Source organism: Streptomyces sp. NPDC055099 (assembly GCF_053607685.1).
Window position 1 is genome coordinate 224,521 of the sequence record NZ_JBSGUA010000006.1, and the last position, 20,945, is coordinate 245,465.

A 20,945-nucleotide genomic window follows, 5' to 3' on the forward strand; every position below is an offset into this window, starting at 1 on the left:
GTCAGTACCGAGGGATATCGGCATACAGGGATGGGTCGATGGTGAAGACGACTGCCGGCGCGATCAGCGCGACGAAGGCGATGAGGGCGTACGAGGGCCGGTAGACGTTGATCGCCCGAGTTACCAAGTAGTTGATGAAGCCGCACATCAGGAGGTACGGGGTGGTGAGGAGGACCAGCGCCGCGATGATCGGCCCTATGCCGTCATCCGTGTCCGTCGGGGATGGCGCGGGTGCCCACCCATATCCGGGGAACACCCAGACTTCGAGCAAGCGCCAGGGCACATCCACGATGCTGTTGCCGATATAGCCGAGGAGTAAGTTGGCGGCCGCGGGCAGCGCGATGGTGACTGTGACACGGGCCCAGTTGGCGCCGAGCCTGACCAGATAGGTGTCCTCGTTGCGTCCCATACCAGTCAGAGGCTATCGCCCCGGGAGATGGCGTTGTACCTCTCGAACGTTCCGTACACCTTGAGCCTCTTCGCTGCCTCGGTCTCGGCGTTTGCGTTGTCGCCCTGGTAGTACTTGAGCAGGTCGAACAGTTCTTCAGGTGTGGTGGTCAGACTCGGGCGCGGGACACCGTACTTGACGGCATGATAACGGTGCACGTAGGGCACCTGGCGGATGTTGAACTCCGGTTCCCCGTTTAGCTTCTGCCATATCGTCCACACGTCGTCGTCGCTATTGGGGTCCCGGGTCGAACCGCCAAGGATCCCGTCCGTGATCGCCTGGTTGCGGGCGCTGATGGCGGTGACGGCGAAGATCTGGCCTGGGCCGGTGCTGGCGTCCCGCTTGATGAACGCGTCCGCCACGGGAGGAACTGTCTGTACGCCTGAGTGGTAGACGCGGACGCCGAGGTCACCCAGGTAGTCGAGTGATGTGTCGTAGTGGCGGGTTTCCCAGAACACCGGAACCTGGATCAGGGACTTGCGGATCTTCAGCGTCCGCGCCATCCCCGTGATCAGGGCGTCGTTGTGCAGCACGAGGTCGAGGCTTTGCTTCGTCGACCATTTGGTGTTCGCCGACGTTTCCCCGATCGGTGGGTCGAGGCTCTGCAGCGTCTGACGGATTTCGGTCAGGAGCGCCCCGTGTGCTTCCGTCGGAAGGTCGGTGTCGAGGTGTGTCCCGGAGGGGATCGGGTCAAAGCTGTTCTCTCCGGTATCGCGCCCGGAAGCGATGTTGTGGTCGATTTCGATCGCACCGTCACCGGAGCCGATGGTGCGGGTAACTATCTGGTCGTAGGCCCAGTTGGTGGGCATGGGGTAGCCGAGATTGCCGGAATATCCCGACGACATGTCGGACACGAAGCTGGCTCCCGTATACCCGGCAGCTGCGACGCGGGCGCACACGTTGCGGGTCCCGTATACGCCGACGCGATACGGGTCATCGAGGTTGGTGATCTCGTGGGCGATGGCCCGGAAGTATGGGATGACGTTCGAGGTGACCTCGCCGTCCATGGTGTCGTAATCAACGGCAAAGAAGATCCGCGCACCGCGCTTGAACCCGTGCTTCGATGCCTGGGTCACAGCCAGCCTGGCGTCGGCGACGCCCTGGCCGTCGTTGAAGTAACTCGCAGAATCTGCAAAGGTCTGGAAGATGGGGAAGCAGCGTAAGCCGTGGTCAGCGATGGTCTTCAGCTCGCCCGGCTGGATCTCCTTGTGCTTGAGGTCCCCGCTCGGGGTCGGGTCCGGGTTGTACAGATAGCGCCCCACGTACTCGATGCCTGCTGCCTTCAGCGTCTCGGCTCGTGCCGGGGTCACCTTCGTGACGCCGTCGCAGGCTGCACCCCTGCGATCCTGATCACCATAGGAGACCAGCAGTGAGGCCCAGGTCTGGAAGTCGCCAAGTCCGGTGACTGGCAGTTTCACGAACTTCTGGAAATCACGTACAGAGTCGGCCAGGCTGGCGGTGAAGGTTCCGTCGAAGCCCACCCCGCTGCGCTGATTGAATACCATGGAAGCGGAGAACAGAAGGACCCAGGTTCCCCTGGAGCTGATGGACAGGGTGTGGTTCTTGAGGCCGGCCTGAGTGCCGGGGCCGAAATTCCCGTTGGCCACGTCGTCGGACATGCCGATCTCATACTGCACCGCGTACATCGTGGACTTGGCCACATCCCGTGAGTAGTGGCCGTCACAAGGGATGATGTAGAAGTTCCGGCGGTGTACGTAGCGCCCGTTGAGCCACTGCTGAATCTCTCGGATGGTGTCGGACCCGCCGTCGACGGCGACGTAAGCGTCCATGTTCAACAGGCCCTTGAAAACCTTCGGCACCAGGTCGGAGCCGGGGTAGACGGTATCGACCCCCATGTTTGCCTTCAGTCTGCTGACCGAGGAGGCAACGCGATCGCTGTACTTGCCGTCAATGCCGCCGCCGTCGTAGCCCTTGGCGTACAGCGCGGCCTGGACGAGCCGTATGAAGTCTGCAGACGGCGCAGTGGATGCGTTGATCTTCGGATGCTTTGACTGGAGGGTAGAAAGGGTGGTGGCACCGAAGGCATCAGACAGGGGCGCAATGCCTAGCTCCCACTGCAGCGCACGGGTGAGGGCATACATGAGGGGCCACGCAGTCCGCCCGTTCTCTTCAACCTGCCTTCCGATCCTGCCGCCGTAGACGGAGTTCACGAACTTCTGGGCTTTGAGGACCATTTCATCCATCGGAGGAGTCTTCTCCTTCAAGGTCGTGTGGGTGGCGGCAGGCAGATTGCCAGGCCGCGCAGCTTTTCCCTCTGGTGCCGGGGCATCAACTGCGGAAACATGCAGCGGAACACGCCATCGTTGGTGCAGGGCGAGAAGACGCTCCTGTCCGCTCCAGCCGGAGCGGACAGTGTGTGGATAGCGGCGGACCTTTCGTCTGTGCTGCTTCCGTGGCGAGTAGAGATGGATCCAGTGGTCATGCCCCTGCAGGTTGGCCTGACCCCAGCCTGACGCCACGAAGTCCACCTTGGTTTCCCGGACTGAGCGAAATCTCCAATCGGACATGAGCAGGGCGGGAAACTCGAATGTGCTTCGTTTGATGAGACGGATGCGTCGTCGATCCCAGCGCCGCCGGGTCGAACCCAAGGGCTTGTCCCGCAAACCCCTGCTCAGGGGATCCGGGTCCCCTGAGCAGGCGATTTGCGGGACAAGCGTTAGCCGACAGGTGGTGTCGGCTACTCACCCGCCCAGTCAATCGTTCCGGCTATCGCCCGCCCGCGGCACCGCACTTGAGACCTACAGGCGGGTGGGTGGGTGAGCGCAGCTTCACCTAGCTTCACGGCTTCAAACGCCTACGCATCCGCTGGGAGCGGCGAACCGATAGGCACGAAGCGTTCCTCCGCCTTTGGGTTGTCCCGGTGCCGCTGCCCAGAGGACAACCCTTAGAACTGTTGCAGAACGGCGAACTTACTCAGATCCGGTCACCTGAGGCAAGGTCAACTGCTCTATTGCGCTCCCATTTCCACTGGCCTGGGAGACGCTGTGAAACGGTCACCGGGGATCATTTCGCCGTGCTGCGCCAGGTTTTAGTTGCGGCGGACATCGAAGATGTCGGTCTTGTCGTTCCAGTTGCCACCGTTGGGATATCCCAGACTTGACAGGCGGGAGACGTGAGCCGGAGCGTCAAGCTGCCTGACTCGGTCGTTGACCGGCCACGATCGCTTGTCGATGATCCTGGCGTCACCGTAGTTAATGTGCCATCGGTTGACCCAGTAGTAGACCGAGCTCAGTTTGTCGCGGCAGCCGTAGTCGGCGAGGTTCTTCCCACCGTCGGCGGAGAATCGGAGAATCCTGCCTTTGTACTTGGCGTCCATATAGAGGCACCAGTAGTCGGCGACGCACCGGCTGGGGCGTGCCGCTGAGGCGTCGTCACTGTTGCCTTCGATGGTCGCTTTGCGTGTCTCGGCGGGCAGTTCGGGATCGGTCAGTACCTCTTCATCCGAGTCGTAGCAGTGGACCTCTCCGTTGGGCATCTCGGTGCAGCTGGTAGCGCCCTCCCATGATTCGGCGAGGTTGATCTTCCGGCCGTTGTACTCGGCGATCACCGGGTCCACCGGAATTTCTACCGGCGGCTCCTCCTCGGGCGTCTCAGTCGGGGCGGTGGCAGAGGGTTCTGGGGTGGGCTCGTCGGCGTGGACGGCAGGGCTGCCGGCGAACAGAAAGGCGCCGACGGTAGCGGTGGCGAGGACCATGGCGGTCAGGGGTCTGCGGATCACGGGTTTTTCTCCGGTGTCGTGTCGTAGGTGTGCAGCCGGGTTCCGTCCGGGCCGTACACATTGAGTACGTAGCCTTGGTCGAAATGGACGCCTTCCCCAGCCAGGAAGGACGCCAAGTCGGTGGCGAAGTCGTCGAACTGCGCGTAGCCGCTCTTCTTCTGGGTCCATACGGTGAGGATCGGGAGACCGCTCTTGTTCTTCGTCTGGCGAATGCCGACTACGTCACGGCCCCCACCGGCCGCGTGGTAACGCTTGGCGAGATCAGTGGCCTGCGGGGAGGGTGACTCGCTGATGGTCGGGGGACCGGACGGACCCGTGCTGTCCTTGTGCGGGCCTGCGTCGTCTGTACAGCCTGCGGTGAGGAGGGCTACGGCGAGGAGAAGTGCGGGGAGGAGTCGTTTCATCGTGTCAGTGTCGCGGCCCTGCGACGCCGGGACGGCAGCGAGGGGTCGACGATGACCCCGGCACCCTCGCCGGGAGTGGGGTTCCAGGTCCTGTTGATGAACTGCTGGGCAGGTTTGACCATCTCGTCCGCAATGGGTCCTCCTCAATCGTCGGTTGGTCAAAAGGGGAGCCCCGCAGCCCCGTATGGGGGGATGGCCACAGCGGCTGGGGAAGGGTCAGTGGACGAGCGAAGAGCCAGTCAGCTGCCACGTGGTTGGGCCCTTGCTATCGCCTTCGTTGTCATAGGTGACAGTGGTGTCCGATTACCACCAAGCGGCTGGATCGAAGCGAGTGGCTGGTGCCTGGCAGGTGAGGCCGGTGGCACTGGCCCGGTCCTTGTTGAACTGTTCAGTGCAGTCATACGTCTTCGACGCGACCACGGTGTCCGTACTCGTCGCGGTGGTGCGCATCTCGGCGCGCGTGGTGACCTTGAAGCTGGCGAAACGCTCGGACTTGTCCACTACCTGGTCGACCAAGATCTGCCAGTGCACCGTGGCGGGGGCCTGAAACTCGATGCCGTTGACTGCTCCGCCGCACACGTCGACGGCGACGAGCGTGTCCGGCTTTGCGCCGGGCAGTTCCCGTTCACGAAAGTTGGTGTCGGTCGAGGTGCACAACTCGCCAGCTGCGCCCAGAGCTTGCGCCGGAATGGCGGTGGCATATGAGGCCAGCAGCCAGTGCCGCCGAGGTTGCGAGGGCAGCGAAGACCCTGCATGCAGGGGGCGTTGTGCGAGCAGACGTGCTCACGTAGGGCATCCCTTTCTGGGTGTGAGAGTGAGCTACGCCGTCGGCTCGGATTCGTTGCAGCAGCGGCGCCCTATGGGGCTGCGCGCCAGGGCCTGGCAAATACCAAGGTCCACGCACAGAGTTCGGCCAACATCGCTACGGCCCATGTCTCCCCACGCAGGGCTTCAGGGGCGATACAGCGAGACGCGTTGCCGCGCGAACATGCATTCAGGCTGAGTGTGCTGCATCAGTAATCCCCCCTGGCCGCTCCGTGAGTACGCATGACGCCGGATTGGTCTGGACCGGCGAGCGCGATAGTTACCGTAGGCACACCAGGCACAGGCCGTACACCGTCGGGCAAACGCTTGGCTGAAAGCCCAGGCCGAGGCGGAGGAACCGGACGGTGCCACAGATAGAGCGAGAGACCTGCAACTTTCCTGTGACCAAAGCGTGAAAGCGGACTCTGGGAAGAGCCTCTTCCGACGGGCGAAGGTCGGCTCAATTCGTATGGCCCCAACTCTCCGCGGATGTGACCTGGACGTACACCCTCTAGGGGGACCGGGAGAGACAGGCGGCTCCCCGCTGACGGAAAGGTGGCCTCCGGCATTGAGCGCGAGCAGGCCATCGAATCGGTCGCGGGGGCGATCCGGGCCCCGGGTTCTAAAGCGCGTTTAGGCGCGTTGTCCCATGACATCGGGCCTTGGATTGGCCCTCCGCCTGGGAGACGCCAACCACTCATGGTGATGTCGGCCGGGGACGAGCGATGCCCCGACGGCCGCGGAGACCGAGGCCGGTCGCCTGCCCGTGAGGAGCGCACCGACAATGCGCGGGTGGCTTCAACTCACCGAGAATGAAGGGAGTTGCGGTGCAGCCACAGGAGTGCACCCCTTGCCGTTAGGGGCGCTGAGCGACTAGCCAGGGGGAAGTCTGCCTGGTCCTCGGTGCACTCAGGCTTGAGCGCGGCCCGCCTTCCCTGGGCGGCGGGCCGCGCTGAAGGCCGTCTCGCAGAGGAGCTGCGTGGATAGCCCGCTGTTGTTCACGCCGCCAGCTGTCGCCAGTCGATCAGAACCCGCTTCTCCGGAGCCTGACTGCCCTCGACCCGTCCGACCCGCACATGCTCGACCTCCAGCAGCACCAGCCCGCGCTTAGACGCGAACGGGGCCGTACGCCACCAGGCCACCAGGTCGTGCACGTCACCGATCGGCAGATCGGTCATCTGCTCCAGGTACTTCAACCGGAGCTTGGAGAGCCGCAAATCTTCCTGGCTCGCCTTCTGCGCGGCGACGAACGCGGCCTTCACCATGAGGCCCCGCCCGTACAGATCGCCGATCCCGGCGAACCGTTCGTCAGCCCCCGAAATGTGCTCCTTGAGACGAGTGATCTCCGCCTCGATGTCACACTCCAACTTCTCAAGCCGCTCACGCGCCCCCGGCTTCAGCAGCTCGGCCAGGACGTGCTCGGCCACGAAGTCTTCGAGCTTCTCGGCGTTGATGCGGGTCTTGCCGCAGCCGTCACACTTGTAGGACGGCGGAGCCTCGGAGTGGACGCGGCTGCCGATCATGCCCGCCGTGCACTCGTCACACACGGCGCACCCGCCAGTCATCAGATACTCGTGGGCGTCACGCGGCTTGCCGCGCTTCTCACTGCGTTCCGTGAACAGCTCTTGCAGGCGCAGGAAAACGTCCGGTTCCAGGACCCGCTCGTCCCAGCCGTCGATCGGCTCACTGTTCTCGTCCAGGCCCGCGAGCCGCGGATTGGTCAGAAGCCGGTGCAAGACCTCGCGGCGAAACTCGTTGCCGCGTGGAGTCAGCATCCCCTTGCTGGTCAGCCAACGGGTCGCCTCGGCTTCCGGGGTGCCACCGAACAGCAGCGTGACGGCCTCCCGCAGCAACGGCGCCTCCTGCTGATGCACCACCCCTGCGCGCACGTAGCCCGACAACCGTCCCACGCAGCTGACTCCGATCAATCATTCGCACCTGCGACCGCTCCGCGTGACATCACGTTAGGGGCCGCTTAGACCTGGCATAGGCCAATGTATATGGGTGGCCAGGTTGAGCAGGCATACGTGACCGGCTGGCTGATCAGCAGTAGCGCGATACATGCAGGCCAGGCCCCATCAGTCACCGCCGCGTGTGTCACGGCTCACAGCAACCTGTACGGGGCGTGGTCGTCTTCAGCAATTACGCAACCGTCGAATTGAGTACGAAAAAGGGCCCGGACGTCCACAAGGCGGGAAAGATCCGGGCTGCATAGGTGGCTACACATCCGAAGTGATCCCCAGGGCCTTCCACAGGCTCGCCGTCGACACCTTCTGCGTCTGCCCCAACGGAATTGTCTGCGCCGGGAACGCACCATCCTTGATCAACTCGTACGCCTTGTCCGAACCGATCCCAAGCGCCCGGGCCGCCGTCACCACGCTCACCGCAGCCGGCAGGGACCTCACTTCCTCCACCGACATCCCGCCACGACGCCCCTCAGAACGAGCACGCTGCACGGCAATCACAGATGAGGACAAAGGTGGTCACATCCCTCTTCCCCGCGCCACCTGGCAGGAAGCATACGGCGCCCAAGGAAGCGTCCCCTTCGCTACAGCATGATCAGGACACGTAAGGAACAACCCGGCACATTCAGGGGGCCCCACGTGTTCGACGGCAGCACCTACAAGCGATGCAAGTGCACCCAACCCAAACTCGATGACGACGGCCAACACATCGTCGACGCGAACGGCAAACCCTTGGTGCGGGAACTCGGCTCCGCCTGCCCCCTGTTGAAGAAACGCGATCACGGCACCTGGTACTACTACGTCAAACTCCCCGACGGCCCCGGCGGCAAGCGCCGCCGCCCCCGGAAAGGCGGCTTCCTCACCCAGACGCAAGCCAAAGAGGAGGCGCAAAAGCTGTGGGATCAGGCTCAAGGCGGCATCGACGTCGACACCAAAGAGACCGTCGCGGAGTACCTCGACCGCTGGCACACCAAGCGCGTCGACCTCAAACGCAAGACCCGCGGCGACTACCGCGACTTCATCGACCGCATCTTCAAACCCGCCCTCGGCCACCTCGCCATACGCGACCTCCGCGACCGCCACATCCAGGAGATGTTTCAGCAGATATGGGCCTTCAACGACATCAAGAAGGCCAACCGGGAAGCGGCCGAGCTGTCCAAACTCGAATACGAGGCAGCCCACCACGCATGGAGACAAGCCACCACCCCACGACCGCCAGAACTCCGACAAGCATGGCGCCAGGCCCACGCAGCCCTCAAAGAAGCCCGCACCAAGCCCCGCCAGGACACCGGCCCCGCCTCACAGAAGAAGTACCTCGACTGCCTCGCCGCCGCACTCAGTGACGCCGCCACCGAAAAACTGATCACCCACAACTGGGCCAAGCTCGTCGTCATCCCCAAATACGAGCGCCCCCAACCGCTTGTATGGACCGACGAGCGCGTAGCCCGCTGGCGCGAAACCGGCGAGAAGCCCGGCCCCGTCATGGTCTGGACCCCTGAACAGACCGGCCAATTCCTCGACGCAGCCGTCAACCACCCCATGTACATCATGTGGCACCTCATGGTGTACCGGGCGCCGCGTCGAGGCGAGGCAACAGGCCTGCGCTGGACCGAACTCGACATGGCCAAAGGCGTCGCCTACGTCTCCGGGCAACTCGTCACAGACTCCTCCTACAACGTGTGGCAGGACACCCCCAAGAGCCGCAGCGGCCGCCGCGCCATCGCCCTCGACTACGCCACCTTGGCCCTGCTCACCGCCTGGCGCGACGTACAGAAAGCCCAGCGTGTCGAATGGGAGGAGTACCACCGCAACGACCCCAGGACATACGGACCATACGTCGACTCCGGCTACGTCTTCACCCGACCCGACGGCCGCCCACACCACCCCACGAACGTCTCCCAAGCCTTTAACAGGTTCATTCAGCGCATCGGCCTACCACCGGTCCGCCTGCACGACCTGCGCCACTGCGCCGCATCACTCAGCCTGGCCGCCGGCCTGTCGATGAAGGCGATCCAGGCCCTGCTCGGCCACAGCAGCTACCAGCTCACCGCCGATACCTACACCAGCCTCCTGCCCCAGTTCGAGCACGCCGCCGCCAACGCACCCGTTGACCTAGTACCGCGCAGCAACGGCGTCGAGAAGCCCACCGACCCACAACCCCCTGCAGCCGAGCCGCACTTCACGAGCCCTCCTGCCTCAGCCCCTGAGGACGAGGAGGTGCAGCAAGACGCACCTCCCGCTGCCGCAGCAGAGACAACAGAGGACCGACATCTGCGCGTGGTGCGCGCTGCCCCTCGGGATGAGACGCCCGACGCCGCTTGATCGCGTTGTCCCCCGCTCGTCCCCCGCCAATGAAGAATGCCCCTCGGAGATCACTCCGAGGGGCTCTTCATGCGGTGTTTCCCCTGGTCAGAGCAGGCTAATCACAGCACAAGAATCTGCGACACGCTCTTCATCGACGAGGGCTTCGGCAGCCTCGACGACCAGACGCTCGACGAGGTGCTCGACGTCCTGGACTCCCTGCGCGAGCGGGACCGCAGCGTCGGCATCGTGAGCCATGTCGCGGACCTGCGGCGCCGCGTCCACGCGCAGCTCGAAGTGGAGAAGGGGCGCGCGGGGTCGGTCGTGCGGCAGCGCGGCGGGGTGTGAGGGGTCCGGGCGGGCGGCTCAGCGGCCCAGCGGGCGCCTGGGCAGGGGAGAGGAGTAGACGATGCTGGTGGTCACCGAACCCAGCGCGCCGATCTTTCCCGCGACTTCCTCCAGGTGACCCATCGAGCGCGCCGCGACCTTGATCACGAAGCAGTCGTCACCGGTGACGTGGTGCGCCTCCAGGATCTCGGGGGTCACCTCGACCAGGTCGTGGAACGGCTTGTAATGGCCGTTGGGGTAGCGCAGGCGCACGAACGCCAGGATGGGCAGGCCAAGACGCTCCGGGTCGACCACGGCCGCGTACCCCTGGATCACGCCCGCTTCCTCCAGGCGGCGGACCCGTTCGGTGACGGCGCTCGGGGACATGGCGACGGCACGGGCCAGCTCGGCGTAGCTGGCGCGGCCCTCGCGCTGGAGGACATCGAGGATGCGCCAGTCGGTGGCGTCCGTGGAATAACCGGTCATACCTGAGAGGTAACAGGGGAATCCCCGGCCGATCAAGAGGTACGCCGGTGATCGTCCCTTCTGGGCCGGAGGCTTCCGCCGTAGATTTCTGGCCATGAGCACAGCGACGAACACCGCGACGACGACCGCCACGAGCACCCCGACCGCGGCGGATGCCGCCCCAAACGCCGTCCTGCGGGTGCCTCCCGCATCCCCCGCGTCGGCTGCCGCCTACTTCGGCGCGAGCCTCGCCTTCCATGCCGACGTGTCCGACGTCGCCTCGGCGCTGGCCGCCGACGGCGACCCCGGCTTCGTCCTGGTCGACTCCCGCTCGACGGCGTCCTGGGACCAGGGCCACATCCCCGGCGCGGTCCACCTCCCCACCGCGCTCATCCCCGAGCAGGCGGAGCAACTCCTCGACAAGTCCGTGCCGGTCGTCACCTACTGCTGGGGCCCCGGCTGCAACGGCGCGACCCGCGCCGCCCTCGCCCTCGCCCGACTCGGCTTCCAGGTCAAGGAGATGCTGGGCGGCTTCGAGTACTGGGCCCGAGAGGGCTTCGGGTACGAGACCTGGGAGGGCGACGAGCGGCGTACGCCCGACGCCCTCACGGCCCCGGTGGACGCCGAGGACTGCGGCTGCTGAGGCCGGAGCTGCTAGAGCGCGGACAACTCGTCCACCAGGTCGTCGAGCCCCAGTGACCCCTGCGACAGCGCGGCCATGTGCCACGCCTTCGCGTCGAACGCCTCGCCGTGCCGCCGCCGCGCGTTCTCGCGGCCGAGGAGCCAGGCCCGCTCGCCCAGCTTGTAGCCGATGGCCTGGCCGGGGATGGAGAGGTAGCGGGTCATCTCGCTCGCCACGTAATCCGTGGGCCGGCTGCAGTGCGCGTCGTAGAACTCCTGCGCGAGGTCGGGCGTCCAGCGTTCGCCCGGGCGGAAGGGCGAGTCCGCCGGGATCTCCAGCTCCAGGTGCATGCCGATGTCGACGATGACGCGCAGCGCCCGCATCATCTGCGCGTCCAGATAACCGAGCCTGCGCTCGGCGTCCTTGAGGAAGCCGAGCTCGTCCATCAGCCGCTCCGCGTACAGCGCCCAGCCCTCCGCGTTGGCGCTGACGATGCCGATGGTCGCCTGGTAGCGGGAGAGGTTCTCCGCGACGTGCGCCCACTGGGCGATCTGCAGGTGATGTCCGGGCACACCCTCGTGGTACCAGGTGGAGACCAGGTCGTACACGGGGAAGCGGGTCTCGCCCATCGTCGGCAGCCAGGTCCGGCCGGGGCGTGAGAAGTCCTCCGACGGTCCCGAGTAGTACGGGGCCGCGGCGCCGCCCGGCGGCGCGATGTGGGACTCCACCTTCTTCACCCGCTCGGCGAGTTCGAAGTGCGTGCCGTCCAGCGCCTCGATCGCCTCGTCCATCAACTCCTGGAGCCAGACCCGTACCTCCTCCACGCCCTCGATGTGCGTGCCGTGCTCGTCGAGGTGGGCGAGCGCCACCCACGGCGTCTCGGCGCCGGGCAGGATCTTCTCGGCCTCGGCGCGCATCTCGCCGAGCAGCCGGTGGAACTCGGACCAGCCGTACGCGTACGCCTCGTCGAGGTCCAGGTCGGTGCCGTTGAAGTAGCGGGACCAGCGGGCGTAGCGCTCGCGGCCCACCGTCTCGGGGGCGCCCTCGATCGCGGGCGCGTAGACGTCGCGCATCCAGTCGCGCAGTGCCACGACCGCAGCGGTGGCGGCGCGGGCCGCGGCGTCCAGCTCGGCCCTGAGTGACTCGGGCCCGTCCGCGGCGAACTCCTCGTACCAGCCGCGGCCCTCCTCGCCGCCGGGGCCCGCCCACTCGCCGAGCTGCTCGATGAAGACCGCGGTCGGCCGGGGAGCCGCGAACAGCTTGCGCTCCAGGCCGAGTTCGAGCGAGGCGCGATATCCCTCGTAGGCGGCGGGCACGGCACGCAGCCGTTCGGCGATCGCCGCCCAGTCCTCGTCCGTCTCCATCGGCGTCATGGTGAAGATCTCCCGCACCGCGTGCGGGAAGGTGTGCAGATTGCCGACCGCGCGCAGTCCCTCCTCGGCCTCGTGCATGGCGAGCTCGGCGGTGAGCCGCTCCCGCAGGAGCCGCGCGCACCGGCGTTCGGCGTCACTGTCGGCGCCGGGCCTGCGCTCCGCCGCGTCGAGCCGGGCGAGCGTCGTGCGGGCAAGCTCCGCGATGGCCTCCTGGCCTGCCGGTGAGGCGTCGGGGAGCTTGCTGTGGCTGGCCTTGACGCCGAGGAACGTGCCGTTGACGGGGTCGAGGACGATGAGCTCGTCGACGTAGGCGTCGGCGACCTGGCGAGGCAGCGGGCCGCCGCTCTCGCTCGTGTTCGGGATCTTCGTGTCTGACATGCGCACATCCTCGTACGCGGACCACGCCCCCGTCATCACGATTGGCCGGAGGACTCCCCTTGGTCATCGGCTCCCGGGCCCGGCGGAAGGAGTGGCCCGCACTCCCACTGCTGGAAGATCAACCGTGTCTCCACGCGCGCCACTTCGCGACGCGCCGTGAACTCGTCGAGGACGAGCCGCTGGAGGTCCGCCGTGTCGGCCACCGCCACATGGACCAGATAGTCGTCCGGGCCCGCGAGATGGAACACCGAGCGGGACTCGGGCAGCGCCCTGATCCGCTCCACGAACGGCCCGACCAGCTCACGCCGGTGCGGACGCACCTGCACGGAGAGCAGTGCCTCAAGACCGCGTCCGAGTTTCGCCGGGTCGAGCCGCAGCTGATGTCCGAGAATCACCCCGGAGCGGCGCAACCGGGAGATACGGTCCAGACAGGTCGACGGCGCGACGCCGACCTGGGCCGCGAGATCGCGGTAGGTGATCCGGGCATCGTTCTGCAGCAGCCGCAGGATGCGGAGATCCACCGGGTCGAGTACGACAGAATCAGCCACTTGCCGAACGTAGCACGGGGTTCAACTACCGGGCACCGGTCTTTGTTCAGGCTGTCCGGCATGGACACGAACACGGTATCTCCCGCACCCCGGGCTCTGGCCACCGAGGCGGTGCACGCCGGACGCGACGACCTCGCCGGCCTCGGTCTGCACGCCGCTCCGATCGACCTGTCCACCACCTACCCCTCGTACGACACCCGCGGCGAGGCCGCGCGCATCGACGCCTTCGCGGCCGACGGCGCCCTGGACGACGGACCGCCCGTCTATGCCCGCCTCGCCAACCCCACCGTCGCCCGCTTCGAGACCGCCCTGGCCAGGCTCGAAGGCACCGAGAGCGCGGTAGCCTTCGCCAGCGGCATGGCGGCCCTGACCGCGGTCCTCCTCGTACGGGGAGCGGCGGGCCTGCGCCATGTCGTCGCGGTCCGCCCGCTGTACGGCTGCAGCGACCACCTCCTGACGGCGGGGCTCCTCGGCTCCGAGGTGACCTGGGTCGACCCCGCCGGGATCGCCGACGCCATACGCCCCGACACGGGCCTGGTTCTCGTCGAGTCGCCCGCCAACCCGACCCTGACCGAACTCGATCTGCGTGCGGTGGCCCAGGCCTGCGGGACGGTGCCGCTGCTCGCCGACAACACCTTCGCGACGCCTGTCCTGCAACGGCCCGTCGAGAGCGGCGCGCGGCTCGTGCTGCACAGCGCCACCAAGTACCTGGGCGGCCACGGCGACGTCCTTGGCGGAGTGGTCGCGTGTGACGAGGAGTTCGCACGGCAGTTGCGGCAGGTCAGGTTCGCCACCGGCGGGGTGCTGCATCCGCTCGCGGGATATCTGCTGCTGCGCGGGCTCTCCACGCTCCCGGTGCGGGTGCGTGCCGCCTCAGCGAACGCGGCGGAGCTCGCGCGGCGCCTGACCGCCGACCCGCGCGTGAGCCGGGTGCACTATCCGCGGCTCGGCGGCGCCATGGTCGCCTTCGAGGTCGTCGGCGACCCGCACGAGGTGACCGCCGGGGTACGGCTGATCACCCCGGCGGTCAGCCTCGGCAGCGTCGACACGCTCATCCAGCATCCGGCGTCCATCAGCCACCGTGTCGTGGACCCGGCGGACCGGCGCTCGTCGGGCGTGAGCGACAAGCTGCTGCGGCTGTCGGCCGGACTCGAGGACGTCGAGGACCTGTGGCGGGACCTCGACAACGCCCTCGGTCCTTGCCCGGCCGGCATCGGCGTGCTGGCCGGAGCGCCTCGGATCAGTGCCGCTGCGCCTGCCCCTGAGGCTGGTCGTACGGCAGGCGCGAACTGACCGGTGTGGCCTCGAGGCGTGCGGTGATCACCAGCGTGCCCTCCTCGATCTGGTAGTCGAGGGGCAGCCCGAGGCCGCGCATCGCGGCGACCATGCCCGTGTTGGACGCCTGCGTCACCGCGTACACGCTCTCGCAGCCCGCCTCGACCGCCATCGTCACCAGGCGGCCGAGCAGTTCGCCGCCGATGCCGCGGCGCTGCCAGTCGTCCTCGACGAGCAGCGCGATCTCGGTCTCGTCCCCGTCCCACAGCAGATGGCCGATGCCGACGATGCGCCCGGACGCGGTCTGCACCGCCAGGGTGCGGCCGAACCGCGGGCTGAGGAGGTGGGTGAGATAGCGGTCGGCGTCCCGTACGGGGCCGTGATACCGCATGCCGAGGGTCCGCTGCGAGCAGCGGTCGTGCATCGCCTTCGCCGCTTCGACGTCGGCGGTGTCGGCCCGGCGCACGGTGATGGAGTTGCCCTCGGCCAGGGTCAGTACGTCCTGGCTGTGCGGGATGCGCGGACCGAGCCGGGTGTCCAGCTCGACCAGGGCACGCGCGCGGGCGAACTCGGTCGGCGTGAACGGCAGATAGGGCCGCTCCACGGTGATCACTTCACCCTCGGGGGCCTGCAACCGCAGCACCGTCCCTTCGAGCGCGCCCTCGACGGGAGCGCCGTCGCCGGGTGTGTCCGCCCGCTGCCCGCCCGCGCCCTGCGTCTTCGCGGGCAGCGACCTAATGGTGCACCGGCCCAGCAACTGCCGCAGGGCGAGCGGGAGTTCGGCGGCGTCCAGGGCGGTGCGGGTGGCCAGGCCAAGGATGCGGGTAGGGGCGTCCACCAGGTCGTGGGCGTCCGCCCGCTCGATCCAGGTGCCCGAGCCGCCCGCGTGTGCGACACCCCGGGTGATCTCCGCCGCGGACAGGGCGGCGGGGGCGCGCAGCAGGAACTCGTCGACGGTGCCTTCGGCCAGCGGGTGCGCCTGGAGGCTCAGGATGTCGACCCTGTCGTGGGCAAGCGCCGTGCACAGGGCGGCGAGCGCGCCCGGCTCGTCCCGCACGGTGGTGCGCATCCGCCACAGGGTCGTCTCCCCGGTGGCCTCCTGTGCGGCCTCCTGCCCGGCGGCGTGCGGCCGGGCGCCGGTATCGTCCGCCGTCGGGGGTGCGTGGTTGTGGCGGCGTGCCCACCATGTGTGGAACCCGACCGTGGCGAGCAGCGCCACGGCCGAGATCACGAGCAGGGCGGGGCCGTCGGGGCCGTGCCCGATCATGTTCGCCACCGCGTCGGCCACGGCCACGGCCGTGAAGAGGGCGGCCAGTTCCACCAGATCGCGCCGCCAGTGGTGCACGGGGCGGCCGTGTTTGGTTCGCGTCACATCAGACATGTCAGCACTCATGCAGTCACTGTGGACGAACGGTGTTGCGTGATCACGAACGTTTTGTGACTGATGAGTTAAGACGCCTTCTGTCCGTTTAGTTCAACTTTGGTCTTTGCCGGCGTGCGGACGCGACCTTTCGGTGCGCATTCGGGGGCGAAATCACTGCTGCCCCACCCGCCCCGGATGCAGCACCTTCGTGAACAGCACTCCGCCGCCCTCCTGGCGCAGCCGCACGGTCAGGTCCCCGCTGCCGCCGTCGATGTCGACCTCGCCGAAGTACTGCGGGGTCTCGGCCGGCGAGGTGTTGGAGCGGTTCGGCGCCTTGACGAAGCGCTGCTCGGCGCCGAACGTCCCGTCGAGCTTGAGGGCCTGGAAGCCGCCCGCCGCCAGCGGCCCCGACACGAACTCCCAGAACGGGGCGAAGTCCTTGAACGCCGCACGCGAGGGGTCGTAGTGCTGCGCCGACGTGTAGTGCACGTCGGCGGTCAGCCACACCGTGCCGGTGACCTTGCGGTGCTTGATGTGCCGCAGCAGTTCGGCGATCTGCAGCTCACGGCCGAGCGGCGCGCCGGGGTCGCCCTGCGCGACGGCCTCGAAGTTCGCCGAGCCGTCGGGCACGACGAGGCCCAGCGGCATGTCGGACGCGATGACCTTCCAGGTGGCGCGCGAACGCGACAGCTCACGCTTCAGCCACCGCAGTTGGCGGGCGCCCAGGATGCCGGTGGTGTCGTCGGGCTGCCGGCCGGGCGAGTTGGCGTTGCGGTAGGAGCGCATGTCCAGGACGAACACGTCGAGGAGCGGTCCGTGCCGCAGCACGCGGTAGACCCGTCCGTCCTCGTCGCCCGGCGGCAGCGTCGAGATGGGGTAGTACTCGCTGAACGCCCGCAGGGAGCGCCCGGCGAGGACGTCGACGTTCTTCTCCGTGTAGCGGGGGTCGGTCAGGATCTGCCCCGGGTACCAGTTGTTGCGCACCTCGTGGTCGTCCCACTGGACGATGGAGGGCACCTGGGCGTTGAAGCGCCGCAGGTTCTCGTCGAGCAGGTTGTAGCGGAAGGCGCCGCGGAACTCCGCGAGCGACTCGGCGACCTTCGACTTCTCCTCCGTGGTCACGTTCCGCCACACGCTGCCGTCGGGCAGGGTGACACTCGGCAGGATGGGCCCGTCGGCGTAGATGTTGTCGCCGCTGCACAGGAAGAAGTCGGGGTCCCTGCGGCGCATCTCGTCGAAGACGCGCCAGCCGCCCCGGTCCGGGTTGATGCCCCACCCCTGGCCCGCGATGTCTCCCGACCACAGGAAGCGCACCCCCTCCTTGCGGCCCTTCGGCGTCGTGCGGAACGTGCCGGTGACCGGCTCTCCCGTGCGTCTGGGGTCGTCGGGGTCGGCCAGGATCACGCGGTAGTGGATCTGCTCGCCCGCGGGCAGCCCGCGCAGCCGCGTCGTCCCGGTGAAGTCGGTGTCAGGGCCCAGCACCGGGCCCTTCCAGCGGGTGGGGTTGCGGAACGACTCGCGGGCGGACGTCTCCACGATCATGCGGGCCGGACGGTCGGAACGTACCCACACCAGACCCGCGTGCGCCGTCACGTCACCGGCCTGCACGCCCCACTCGGCCCGCGGGCGCCCCGACCGGGCGAACGCGGGCGCCGCCCCGGCGATGGACGGCACCGCCAGCGCCGCCGGCACGGCGAGCGAGCCGCGCAGCACACTGCGGCGGCGAGGGGACGGGCTCGGCTGAGGGTGTGACATGGATGCGCCTCCAGTGACAGGTCCGACCAGTGTGCAGGGCAACAACTAGTGGTGCGCGGCGGCGCACACACAAACCACAAGTGAACAACTGGCCATGGCCGCAAGGGAACCGGTGTGCGAAGACCGCGTCACCCGGAACGTCGGCGGCAGCCCCGGCCGAGACCCGGAGCGCCCCGGCCCCGAGACCTTTGGACCCGAGTCCCGAGTCCCGAGCCGCGGGCCTAGGCCGCAGGACCCAGCGCCCGGTCGTCCGCCCGAGGCCGAAGGGCCGATGCCGGGAGATCGTCGGCTGTCTACGCTCGGCGTCAGAGGCGCGCGGCCGAGCGTGCCCCGGCGAAGGGGGACCCATGCCCGTCAACGGCCAGAGCCACATACGCATCGCCCGCCCGTCCCGCGACCTCGCGGCGGCGGAGCGCTTCTGGGTGAAGGGCCTCGGCCTTGACGTCGTATGGCGTGCGCGGAGCGGTGGCGCTCCTGGCGAGCATGACCTGCTCATGGTGGGCTGGCCGGACGCCTCGTGGCATCTGGAACTCGTCCACGGGGCCGACAAGCCGGTCCTGCCCCGCCCCACGGAGGAGGACCTGCTCGTCATCTACCTCGACAAGCAGGTCCCCGACAGCCTGGTGGCCCGCCTGGAGGCGCACGGCGGCACGCGCGTGCAGTCACCCAACCCGTACTGGAACGAGTGGGGCGTCACCGTCGAGGACCCCGACGGCTACCGCCTGGTGCTCTGCACGCGCGCGTGGGCCAACTCCTGACACGGCCGCTCCTACGGCCTCGTCACCTCGCGCTTCCGGCGTCGATGGCATGGCCGTCGAACGACCCACGGGCCTCCTGCGACTCCTCGCCGGGGCGAGCCACCTCTCCGGCGTCGGCGAGCCTGACGAGTTCCGTGAGCCAGCCCGGAGCCTCCCCGCCGTCCATGACGGGTCCCGCGCCGGCGGCGCCCGTGGCGTTCCGCGTCACGGAGAGCTGCTGCTCCGCGGCGGCGGCCTGAGCCGGTGCCGGTGCCGGAGCCGCGCCCGCGTCCTCCGCGATCGTGATGTGTACCTGCATGGCCGTCCCCCTCGCCTAGTTGAGAACCGCGTACCGGCCTTCGAAGTTCATCTGGGTGCTGCCGATGTTCTTCACCGTCAGCCAGTACGTGACCGTGGTGGCCGAGGCGCGCTCCACCTCGGTCTCCCACTCGATCTGCGGGCTGCCGGTCTGCGGTGTCGTCGGCATGAAGTACCAGATGACGTGCCAGCCCTGCGGCCAGTTGAAGGTGAACCAGCGACCGGTCTGACCCGGGTTGAGTGTGCCGGTGAACTGCGTGCCTACGCGCATCGTCGTTTTCCTCTCAGCGTCCGAGAACCGCGAATCACCATCCGAGAACCGCGAACCGGGCCTCGAAGTCGACCGGGTCGGCCACGAGGTTGGTCACGTCGATCCAGTACGTCGCGTACGTGTCGTTGGCCCGCTCGACCCGGACCTTCCAGCCGACCTGCGGGGCGCCCGTGCGCGGACTGGTCGGGACGACCGTCCACACCACGTGCCAGTGGGCGGGCCAGTTGAAGGTGAACCAGCGGCCGGTGCGGTGCCCGGCGAGGGTGCCCCGGAACTGGACGCCGACCCAGCTGCTCGTCTGGAGGGCCGCCGGGATGAGCTGGCGCAGATCGGGCCGCCTGCCGATCCGCTGGGTCGCCGGACGGCCCGGCGCGTCCTGCTGCGGTGAGCCGGTGGAGCGCAGCAACTGGCGGGCCCGCGAGGGCGACAGCGGGATACGGCCCGCCGCCCGCAGGACGCCCTGCGTGCTCGCGACCGCCCCCACCACGATCGGCGAGGCGCTGGACGTGCCGCTGAACCGGTCCGTGTACCAGAAGTCCTGGTCGGCGCCCGCCTGGAGGTCGCCGTACCCGGTGGTGGTCACCTCGCGCCCCCAGCCCTGGGCGTCCACGCAGGCACCGTAGTTGGAGAAGTCGAGCCGGGAGCGGTCCGGGCCGTGCTGACGGCCGTGGGTGCCGGGCGGCGGCGCACCTGCTCCGACGATCACGGCGCCCGCGTCCAGCGTGGTGCGCCGGAAGGGGTTGCGCCACCAGGCGGGGAAACCGGCCCGCGGGGTGTCGTAGTCGGCGTGGTCCAGGTCCTCCGCGCCGTTGCCCGCGGCCTCGACGACGGTGATGCCCTTGTTGACGGCGTAGCGGATGGCCAGATAGTCGTCCGGCCACCATTCGACCGCGATGTACCCGACCTGTCCGACGCCGGTCGCGTGCGGCCCCGCTCGGTGGATCTCCAGCAGGATGATGTCGCCGGGGCCGAGACGGTCGGCGGCGTTGCGGATCGCTGTCGCCGTGGGGATCGAGAAGGCGGACGCGCTGGTGACGGCGTCGGGCGCGATCCCGGTGATCCCGAACGCGTTGACGTCGCCGCCGATCTCGCCGAGCACCGCGGTGCCGTGATCGGTGTCCGTGCTCCCGGTGCCGGAGACGATGCCGCCCTGGTTCAGGCGCAGGTCCTCGTGGGTGAAGCGCCAGCCCCACTCGCAGTCGATCACCCGCACGCCGGCGCCGCGCCCACCCGCGAGGGTCCACGCGTACCGGGCGTCGATGCCTCCCGGAGCCGCGTCGAGGTAGCCCTGCCGGGCGGTGAAGTCCGGGGTCACGGGTGGGGCGTCGGCGCCCGTCGGCCGCATGTCGTTGAGCGGCGGGTACTCGGCCGCCTCGCTCTCCTTCTCCTTCTTCGGGACGACGTCGGGGACGGCCAGCGCGGCGGCGGGCTTGACGTACGCGCCCTCCACGGCGTCCGACGCGCGGAGCCGCTCGGCCAGCGCGTCCAACTGGTCCTCCGGCGCGTCGACATGGAAGAAGAGCGCCATCCGGTCGAGTGTCTCCGCCGTGGCGTCGTCGGACCCCGAAGCCTCGGGCAGCGGTCCCGCCTGGGCGCGCAGCCTCTCCTGGTCCACGCCGAACAGCGGCCTGATGGTGACGTCCTCGCGGGCCGCCACGGCGTCGAGACCGCTGACGGAGATGTCCGCCTCGGCGCTCGCGCCGGTCGAGGTGATGCGTACCCCGGCGTCGGCGCGCGTGACGCACACCAGCTCAGGGCGTCCGAAGAGGGGTCCGATTCCTGGAGCCGGGCTGCTGTTCCCCCGGCTGTTGCCCGCACCTGATCGCTGTGGCACAGCTGACTCCTTCACCACG

The 20,945-nt window shown here is 68.1% G+C and carries 20 protein-coding genes and 2 pseudogenes; 6 read left to right on the top strand and 16 right to left on the bottom strand.

From position 1 onward, the window contains the following. Nucleotide 1: 1 nt before the first annotated feature. Together ACWFRU_RS17975 and ACWFRU_RS17980 are read right to left on the bottom strand one after the other, a co-directional pair. The gene (locus tag ACWFRU_RS17975; RefSeq protein WP_453688001.1) at nt 2-409 is read right to left on the bottom strand and encodes a hypothetical protein; all 408 of its coding nucleotides are present in this window, start codon (nt 407-409) and stop codon (nt 2-4) included. Between the two features lie 5 nt (nt 410-414). Beyond that, complete coding sequence (locus ACWFRU_RS17980; RefSeq protein ID WP_453688002.1) at nt 415-2,652, bottom strand: glycoside hydrolase domain-containing protein; 2,238 nt, start codon at nt 2,650-2,652, stop codon at nt 415-417. Between the two features lie 566 nt (nt 2,653-3,218). On the opposite strand from ACWFRU_RS17980, the pseudogene ACWFRU_RS17985 reads away from it, so the two are divergent. Next, nucleotides 3,219-3,317: pseudogene (locus ACWFRU_RS17985) on the top strand (IS5/IS1182 family transposase); the annotation flags it as partial. 180 nt (nt 3,318-3,497) lie between these two features. Here ACWFRU_RS17985 and ACWFRU_RS17990 read toward each other — a convergent pair. The 6 genes from ACWFRU_RS17990 to ACWFRU_RS18015 form a co-directional block, all read right to left on the bottom strand. Further along, nucleotides 3,498-4,187: a peptidase inhibitor family I36 protein gene (locus tag ACWFRU_RS17990; protein ID WP_453688004.1), complete on the bottom strand. Its 690-nt coding sequence runs from the start codon at nt 4,185-4,187 to the stop codon at nt 3,498-3,500. Continuing rightward, nucleotides 4,184-4,591, bottom strand: a complete 408-nt coding sequence (locus ACWFRU_RS17995; RefSeq protein ID WP_453688006.1) for a hypothetical protein — start codon at nt 4,589-4,591, stop codon at nt 4,184-4,186. The genes ACWFRU_RS17990 and ACWFRU_RS17995 overlap by 4 nt, the downstream gene beginning before the upstream one ends. Further along, nucleotides 4,588-4,713: a hypothetical protein gene (locus tag ACWFRU_RS18000; RefSeq protein ID WP_453688008.1), complete on the bottom strand. Its 126-nt coding sequence runs from the start codon at nt 4,711-4,713 to the stop codon at nt 4,588-4,590. Before ACWFRU_RS18000 ends, ACWFRU_RS17995 begins: the two co-directional genes overlap by 4 nt. A gap of 181 nt (nt 4,714-4,894) precedes the next feature. Then, the gene (locus ACWFRU_RS18005; RefSeq protein WP_453688010.1) at nt 4,895-5,248 is read right to left on the bottom strand and encodes a hypothetical protein; all 354 of its coding nucleotides are present in this window, start codon (nt 5,246-5,248) and stop codon (nt 4,895-4,897) included. Nucleotides 5,249-6,393: 1,145 nt separating this feature from the next. After that, nucleotides 6,394-7,305, bottom strand: a complete 912-nt coding sequence (locus tag ACWFRU_RS18010) for a recombinase family protein (protein ID WP_453688012.1) — start codon at nt 7,303-7,305, stop codon at nt 6,394-6,396. Nucleotides 7,306-7,614: 309 nt separating this feature from the next. Next, nucleotides 7,615-7,815, bottom strand: a complete 201-nt coding sequence (locus ACWFRU_RS18015; protein WP_453688013.1) for a DNA-binding protein — start codon at nt 7,813-7,815, stop codon at nt 7,615-7,617. 183 nt (nt 7,816-7,998) lie between these two features. Between ACWFRU_RS18015 and ACWFRU_RS18020 the strand changes: the two genes are divergently transcribed. Together ACWFRU_RS18020 and ACWFRU_RS18025 are read left to right on the top strand one after the other, a co-directional pair. Continuing rightward, entirely contained in the window at nt 7,999-9,681 is a 1,683-nt protein-coding gene (locus ACWFRU_RS18020; RefSeq protein WP_453688014.1) for a tyrosine-type recombinase/integrase, read from the top strand. Nucleotides 9,682-9,801: 120 nt separating this feature from the next. After that, nucleotides 9,802-10,008: pseudogene (locus ACWFRU_RS18025) on the top strand (SbcC/MukB-like Walker B domain-containing protein); the annotation flags it as partial. 18 nt (nt 10,009-10,026) lie between these two features. Here ACWFRU_RS18025 and ACWFRU_RS18030 read toward each other — a convergent pair. Next, entirely contained in the window at nt 10,027-10,473 is a 447-nt protein-coding gene (locus tag ACWFRU_RS18030) for an Lrp/AsnC family transcriptional regulator (RefSeq protein WP_365822191.1), read from the bottom strand. Between the two features lie 94 nt (nt 10,474-10,567). On the opposite strand from ACWFRU_RS18030, the gene ACWFRU_RS18035 reads away from it, so the two are divergent. Then, nucleotides 10,568-11,095 carry a rhodanese-like domain-containing protein gene (locus tag ACWFRU_RS18035; RefSeq protein ID WP_453688016.1) on the top strand — a complete coding sequence of 176 codons (528 nt, stop codon included), beginning with the start codon at nt 10,568-10,570 and terminating at the stop codon, nt 11,093-11,095. Nucleotides 11,096-11,106: 11 nt separating this feature from the next. On the opposite strand, the gene ACWFRU_RS18040 is transcribed toward ACWFRU_RS18035, so the two are convergent. Next, a complete protein-coding gene (locus ACWFRU_RS18040; protein ID WP_453688017.1) occupies nt 11,107-12,825 on the bottom strand; it encodes a DUF885 domain-containing protein in 1,719 nt (572 codons plus the stop codon). Nucleotides 12,826-12,860: 35 nt separating this feature from the next. Next, the gene (locus ACWFRU_RS18045; RefSeq protein WP_453688019.1) at nt 12,861-13,373 is read right to left on the bottom strand and encodes an Lrp/AsnC family transcriptional regulator; all 513 of its coding nucleotides are present in this window, start codon (nt 13,371-13,373) and stop codon (nt 12,861-12,863) included. Nucleotides 13,374-13,433: 60 nt separating this feature from the next. On the opposite strand from ACWFRU_RS18045, the gene ACWFRU_RS18050 reads away from it, so the two are divergent. Beyond that, a complete protein-coding gene (locus tag ACWFRU_RS18050) occupies nt 13,434-14,666 on the top strand; it encodes a trans-sulfuration enzyme family protein (protein ID WP_453688020.1) in 1,233 nt (410 codons plus the stop codon). On the opposite strand, the gene ACWFRU_RS18055 is transcribed toward ACWFRU_RS18050, so the two are convergent. Both ACWFRU_RS18055 and ACWFRU_RS18060 read right to left on the bottom strand, forming a co-directional pair. Further along, a complete protein-coding gene (locus ACWFRU_RS18055; protein ID WP_453688022.1) occupies nt 14,614-16,041 on the bottom strand; it encodes an N-acetyltransferase family protein in 1,428 nt (475 codons plus the stop codon). The two genes, ACWFRU_RS18050 and ACWFRU_RS18055, sit on opposite strands and share 53 nt — an antisense overlap. A 141-nt stretch (nt 16,042-16,182) precedes the next feature. Continuing rightward, nucleotides 16,183-17,766 carry an alkaline phosphatase D family protein gene (locus ACWFRU_RS18060; RefSeq protein ID WP_453688023.1) on the bottom strand — a complete coding sequence of 528 codons (1,584 nt, stop codon included), beginning with the start codon at nt 17,764-17,766 and terminating at the stop codon, nt 16,183-16,185. A 347-nt stretch (nt 17,767-18,113) separates the two neighbouring features. On the opposite strand from ACWFRU_RS18060, the gene ACWFRU_RS18065 reads away from it, so the two are divergent. Next, nucleotides 18,114-18,524, top strand: a complete 411-nt coding sequence (locus tag ACWFRU_RS18065) for a VOC family protein (RefSeq protein ID WP_453688025.1) — start codon at nt 18,114-18,116, stop codon at nt 18,522-18,524. 22 nt (nt 18,525-18,546) lie between these two features. On the opposite strand, the gene ACWFRU_RS18070 is transcribed toward ACWFRU_RS18065, so the two are convergent. Genes ACWFRU_RS18070 through ACWFRU_RS18080 form a run of 3 tightly spaced genes read right to left on the bottom strand, consistent with a single transcriptional unit; the run spans nt 18,547 to nt 20,926 of the window. Further along, entirely contained in the window at nt 18,547-18,822 is a 276-nt protein-coding gene (locus ACWFRU_RS18070) for a hypothetical protein (RefSeq protein WP_453688027.1), read from the bottom strand. 15 nt (nt 18,823-18,837) lie between these two features. Next, entirely contained in the window at nt 18,838-19,092 is a 255-nt protein-coding gene (locus ACWFRU_RS18075) for a hypothetical protein (protein ID WP_365822172.1), read from the bottom strand. 34 nt (nt 19,093-19,126) lie between these two features. Then, entirely contained in the window at nt 19,127-20,926 is a 1,800-nt protein-coding gene (locus ACWFRU_RS18080; protein WP_453688029.1) for a S8 family peptidase, read from the bottom strand. Nucleotides 20,927-20,945 lie beyond the last annotated feature (19 nt).

Bases quoted from the DNA above. Each gene is read 5' to 3' on its own strand.
- ACWFRU_RS18030 (WP_365822191.1), bottom strand. From the start codon at position 10,473: ATGACCGGTTATTCCACGGACGCCACCGACTGGCGCATCCTCGATGTC.
- ACWFRU_RS17980 (WP_453688002.1), bottom strand. From the start codon at position 2,652: ATGGATGAAATGGTCCTCAAAGCCCAGAAGTTCGTGAACTCCGTCTAC.
- ACWFRU_RS18050 (WP_453688020.1), top strand. From the start codon at position 13,434: ATGGACACGAACACGGTATCTCCCGCACCCCGGGCTCTGGCCACCGAG.
- ACWFRU_RS18015 (WP_453688013.1), bottom strand. From the start codon at position 7,815: ATGTCGGTGGAGGAAGTGAGGTCCCTGCCGGCTGCGGTGAGCGTGGTG.
- ACWFRU_RS17995 (WP_453688006.1), bottom strand. From the start codon at position 4,591: ATGAAACGACTCCTCCCCGCACTTCTCCTCGCCGTAGCCCTCCTCACC.
- ACWFRU_RS18040 (WP_453688017.1), bottom strand. From the start codon at position 12,825: ATGTCAGACACGAAGATCCCGAACACGAGCGAGAGCGGCGGCCCGCTG.
- ACWFRU_RS18060 (WP_453688023.1), bottom strand. From the start codon at position 17,766: ATGTCACACCCTCAGCCGAGCCCGTCCCCTCGCCGCCGCAGTGTGCTG.
- ACWFRU_RS18035 (WP_453688016.1), top strand. From the start codon at position 10,568: ATGAGCACAGCGACGAACACCGCGACGACGACCGCCACGAGCACCCCG.
- ACWFRU_RS18055 (WP_453688022.1), bottom strand. From the start codon at position 16,041: ATGAGTGCTGACATGTCTGATGTGACGCGAACCAAACACGGCCGCCCC.
- ACWFRU_RS18075 (WP_365822172.1), bottom strand. From the start codon at position 19,092: ATGCGCGTAGGCACGCAGTTCACCGGCACACTCAACCCGGGTCAGACC.
- ACWFRU_RS18070 (WP_453688027.1), bottom strand. From the start codon at position 18,822: ATGCAGGTACACATCACGATCGCGGAGGACGCGGGCGCGGCTCCGGCA.
- ACWFRU_RS17975 (WP_453688001.1), bottom strand. From the start codon at position 409: ATGGGACGCAACGAGGACACCTATCTGGTCAGGCTCGGCGCCAACTGG.
- ACWFRU_RS18000 (WP_453688008.1), bottom strand. From the start codon at position 4,713: ATGGTCAAACCTGCCCAGCAGTTCATCAACAGGACCTGGAACCCCACT.
- ACWFRU_RS18065 (WP_453688025.1), top strand. From the start codon at position 18,114: ATGCCCGTCAACGGCCAGAGCCACATACGCATCGCCCGCCCGTCCCGC.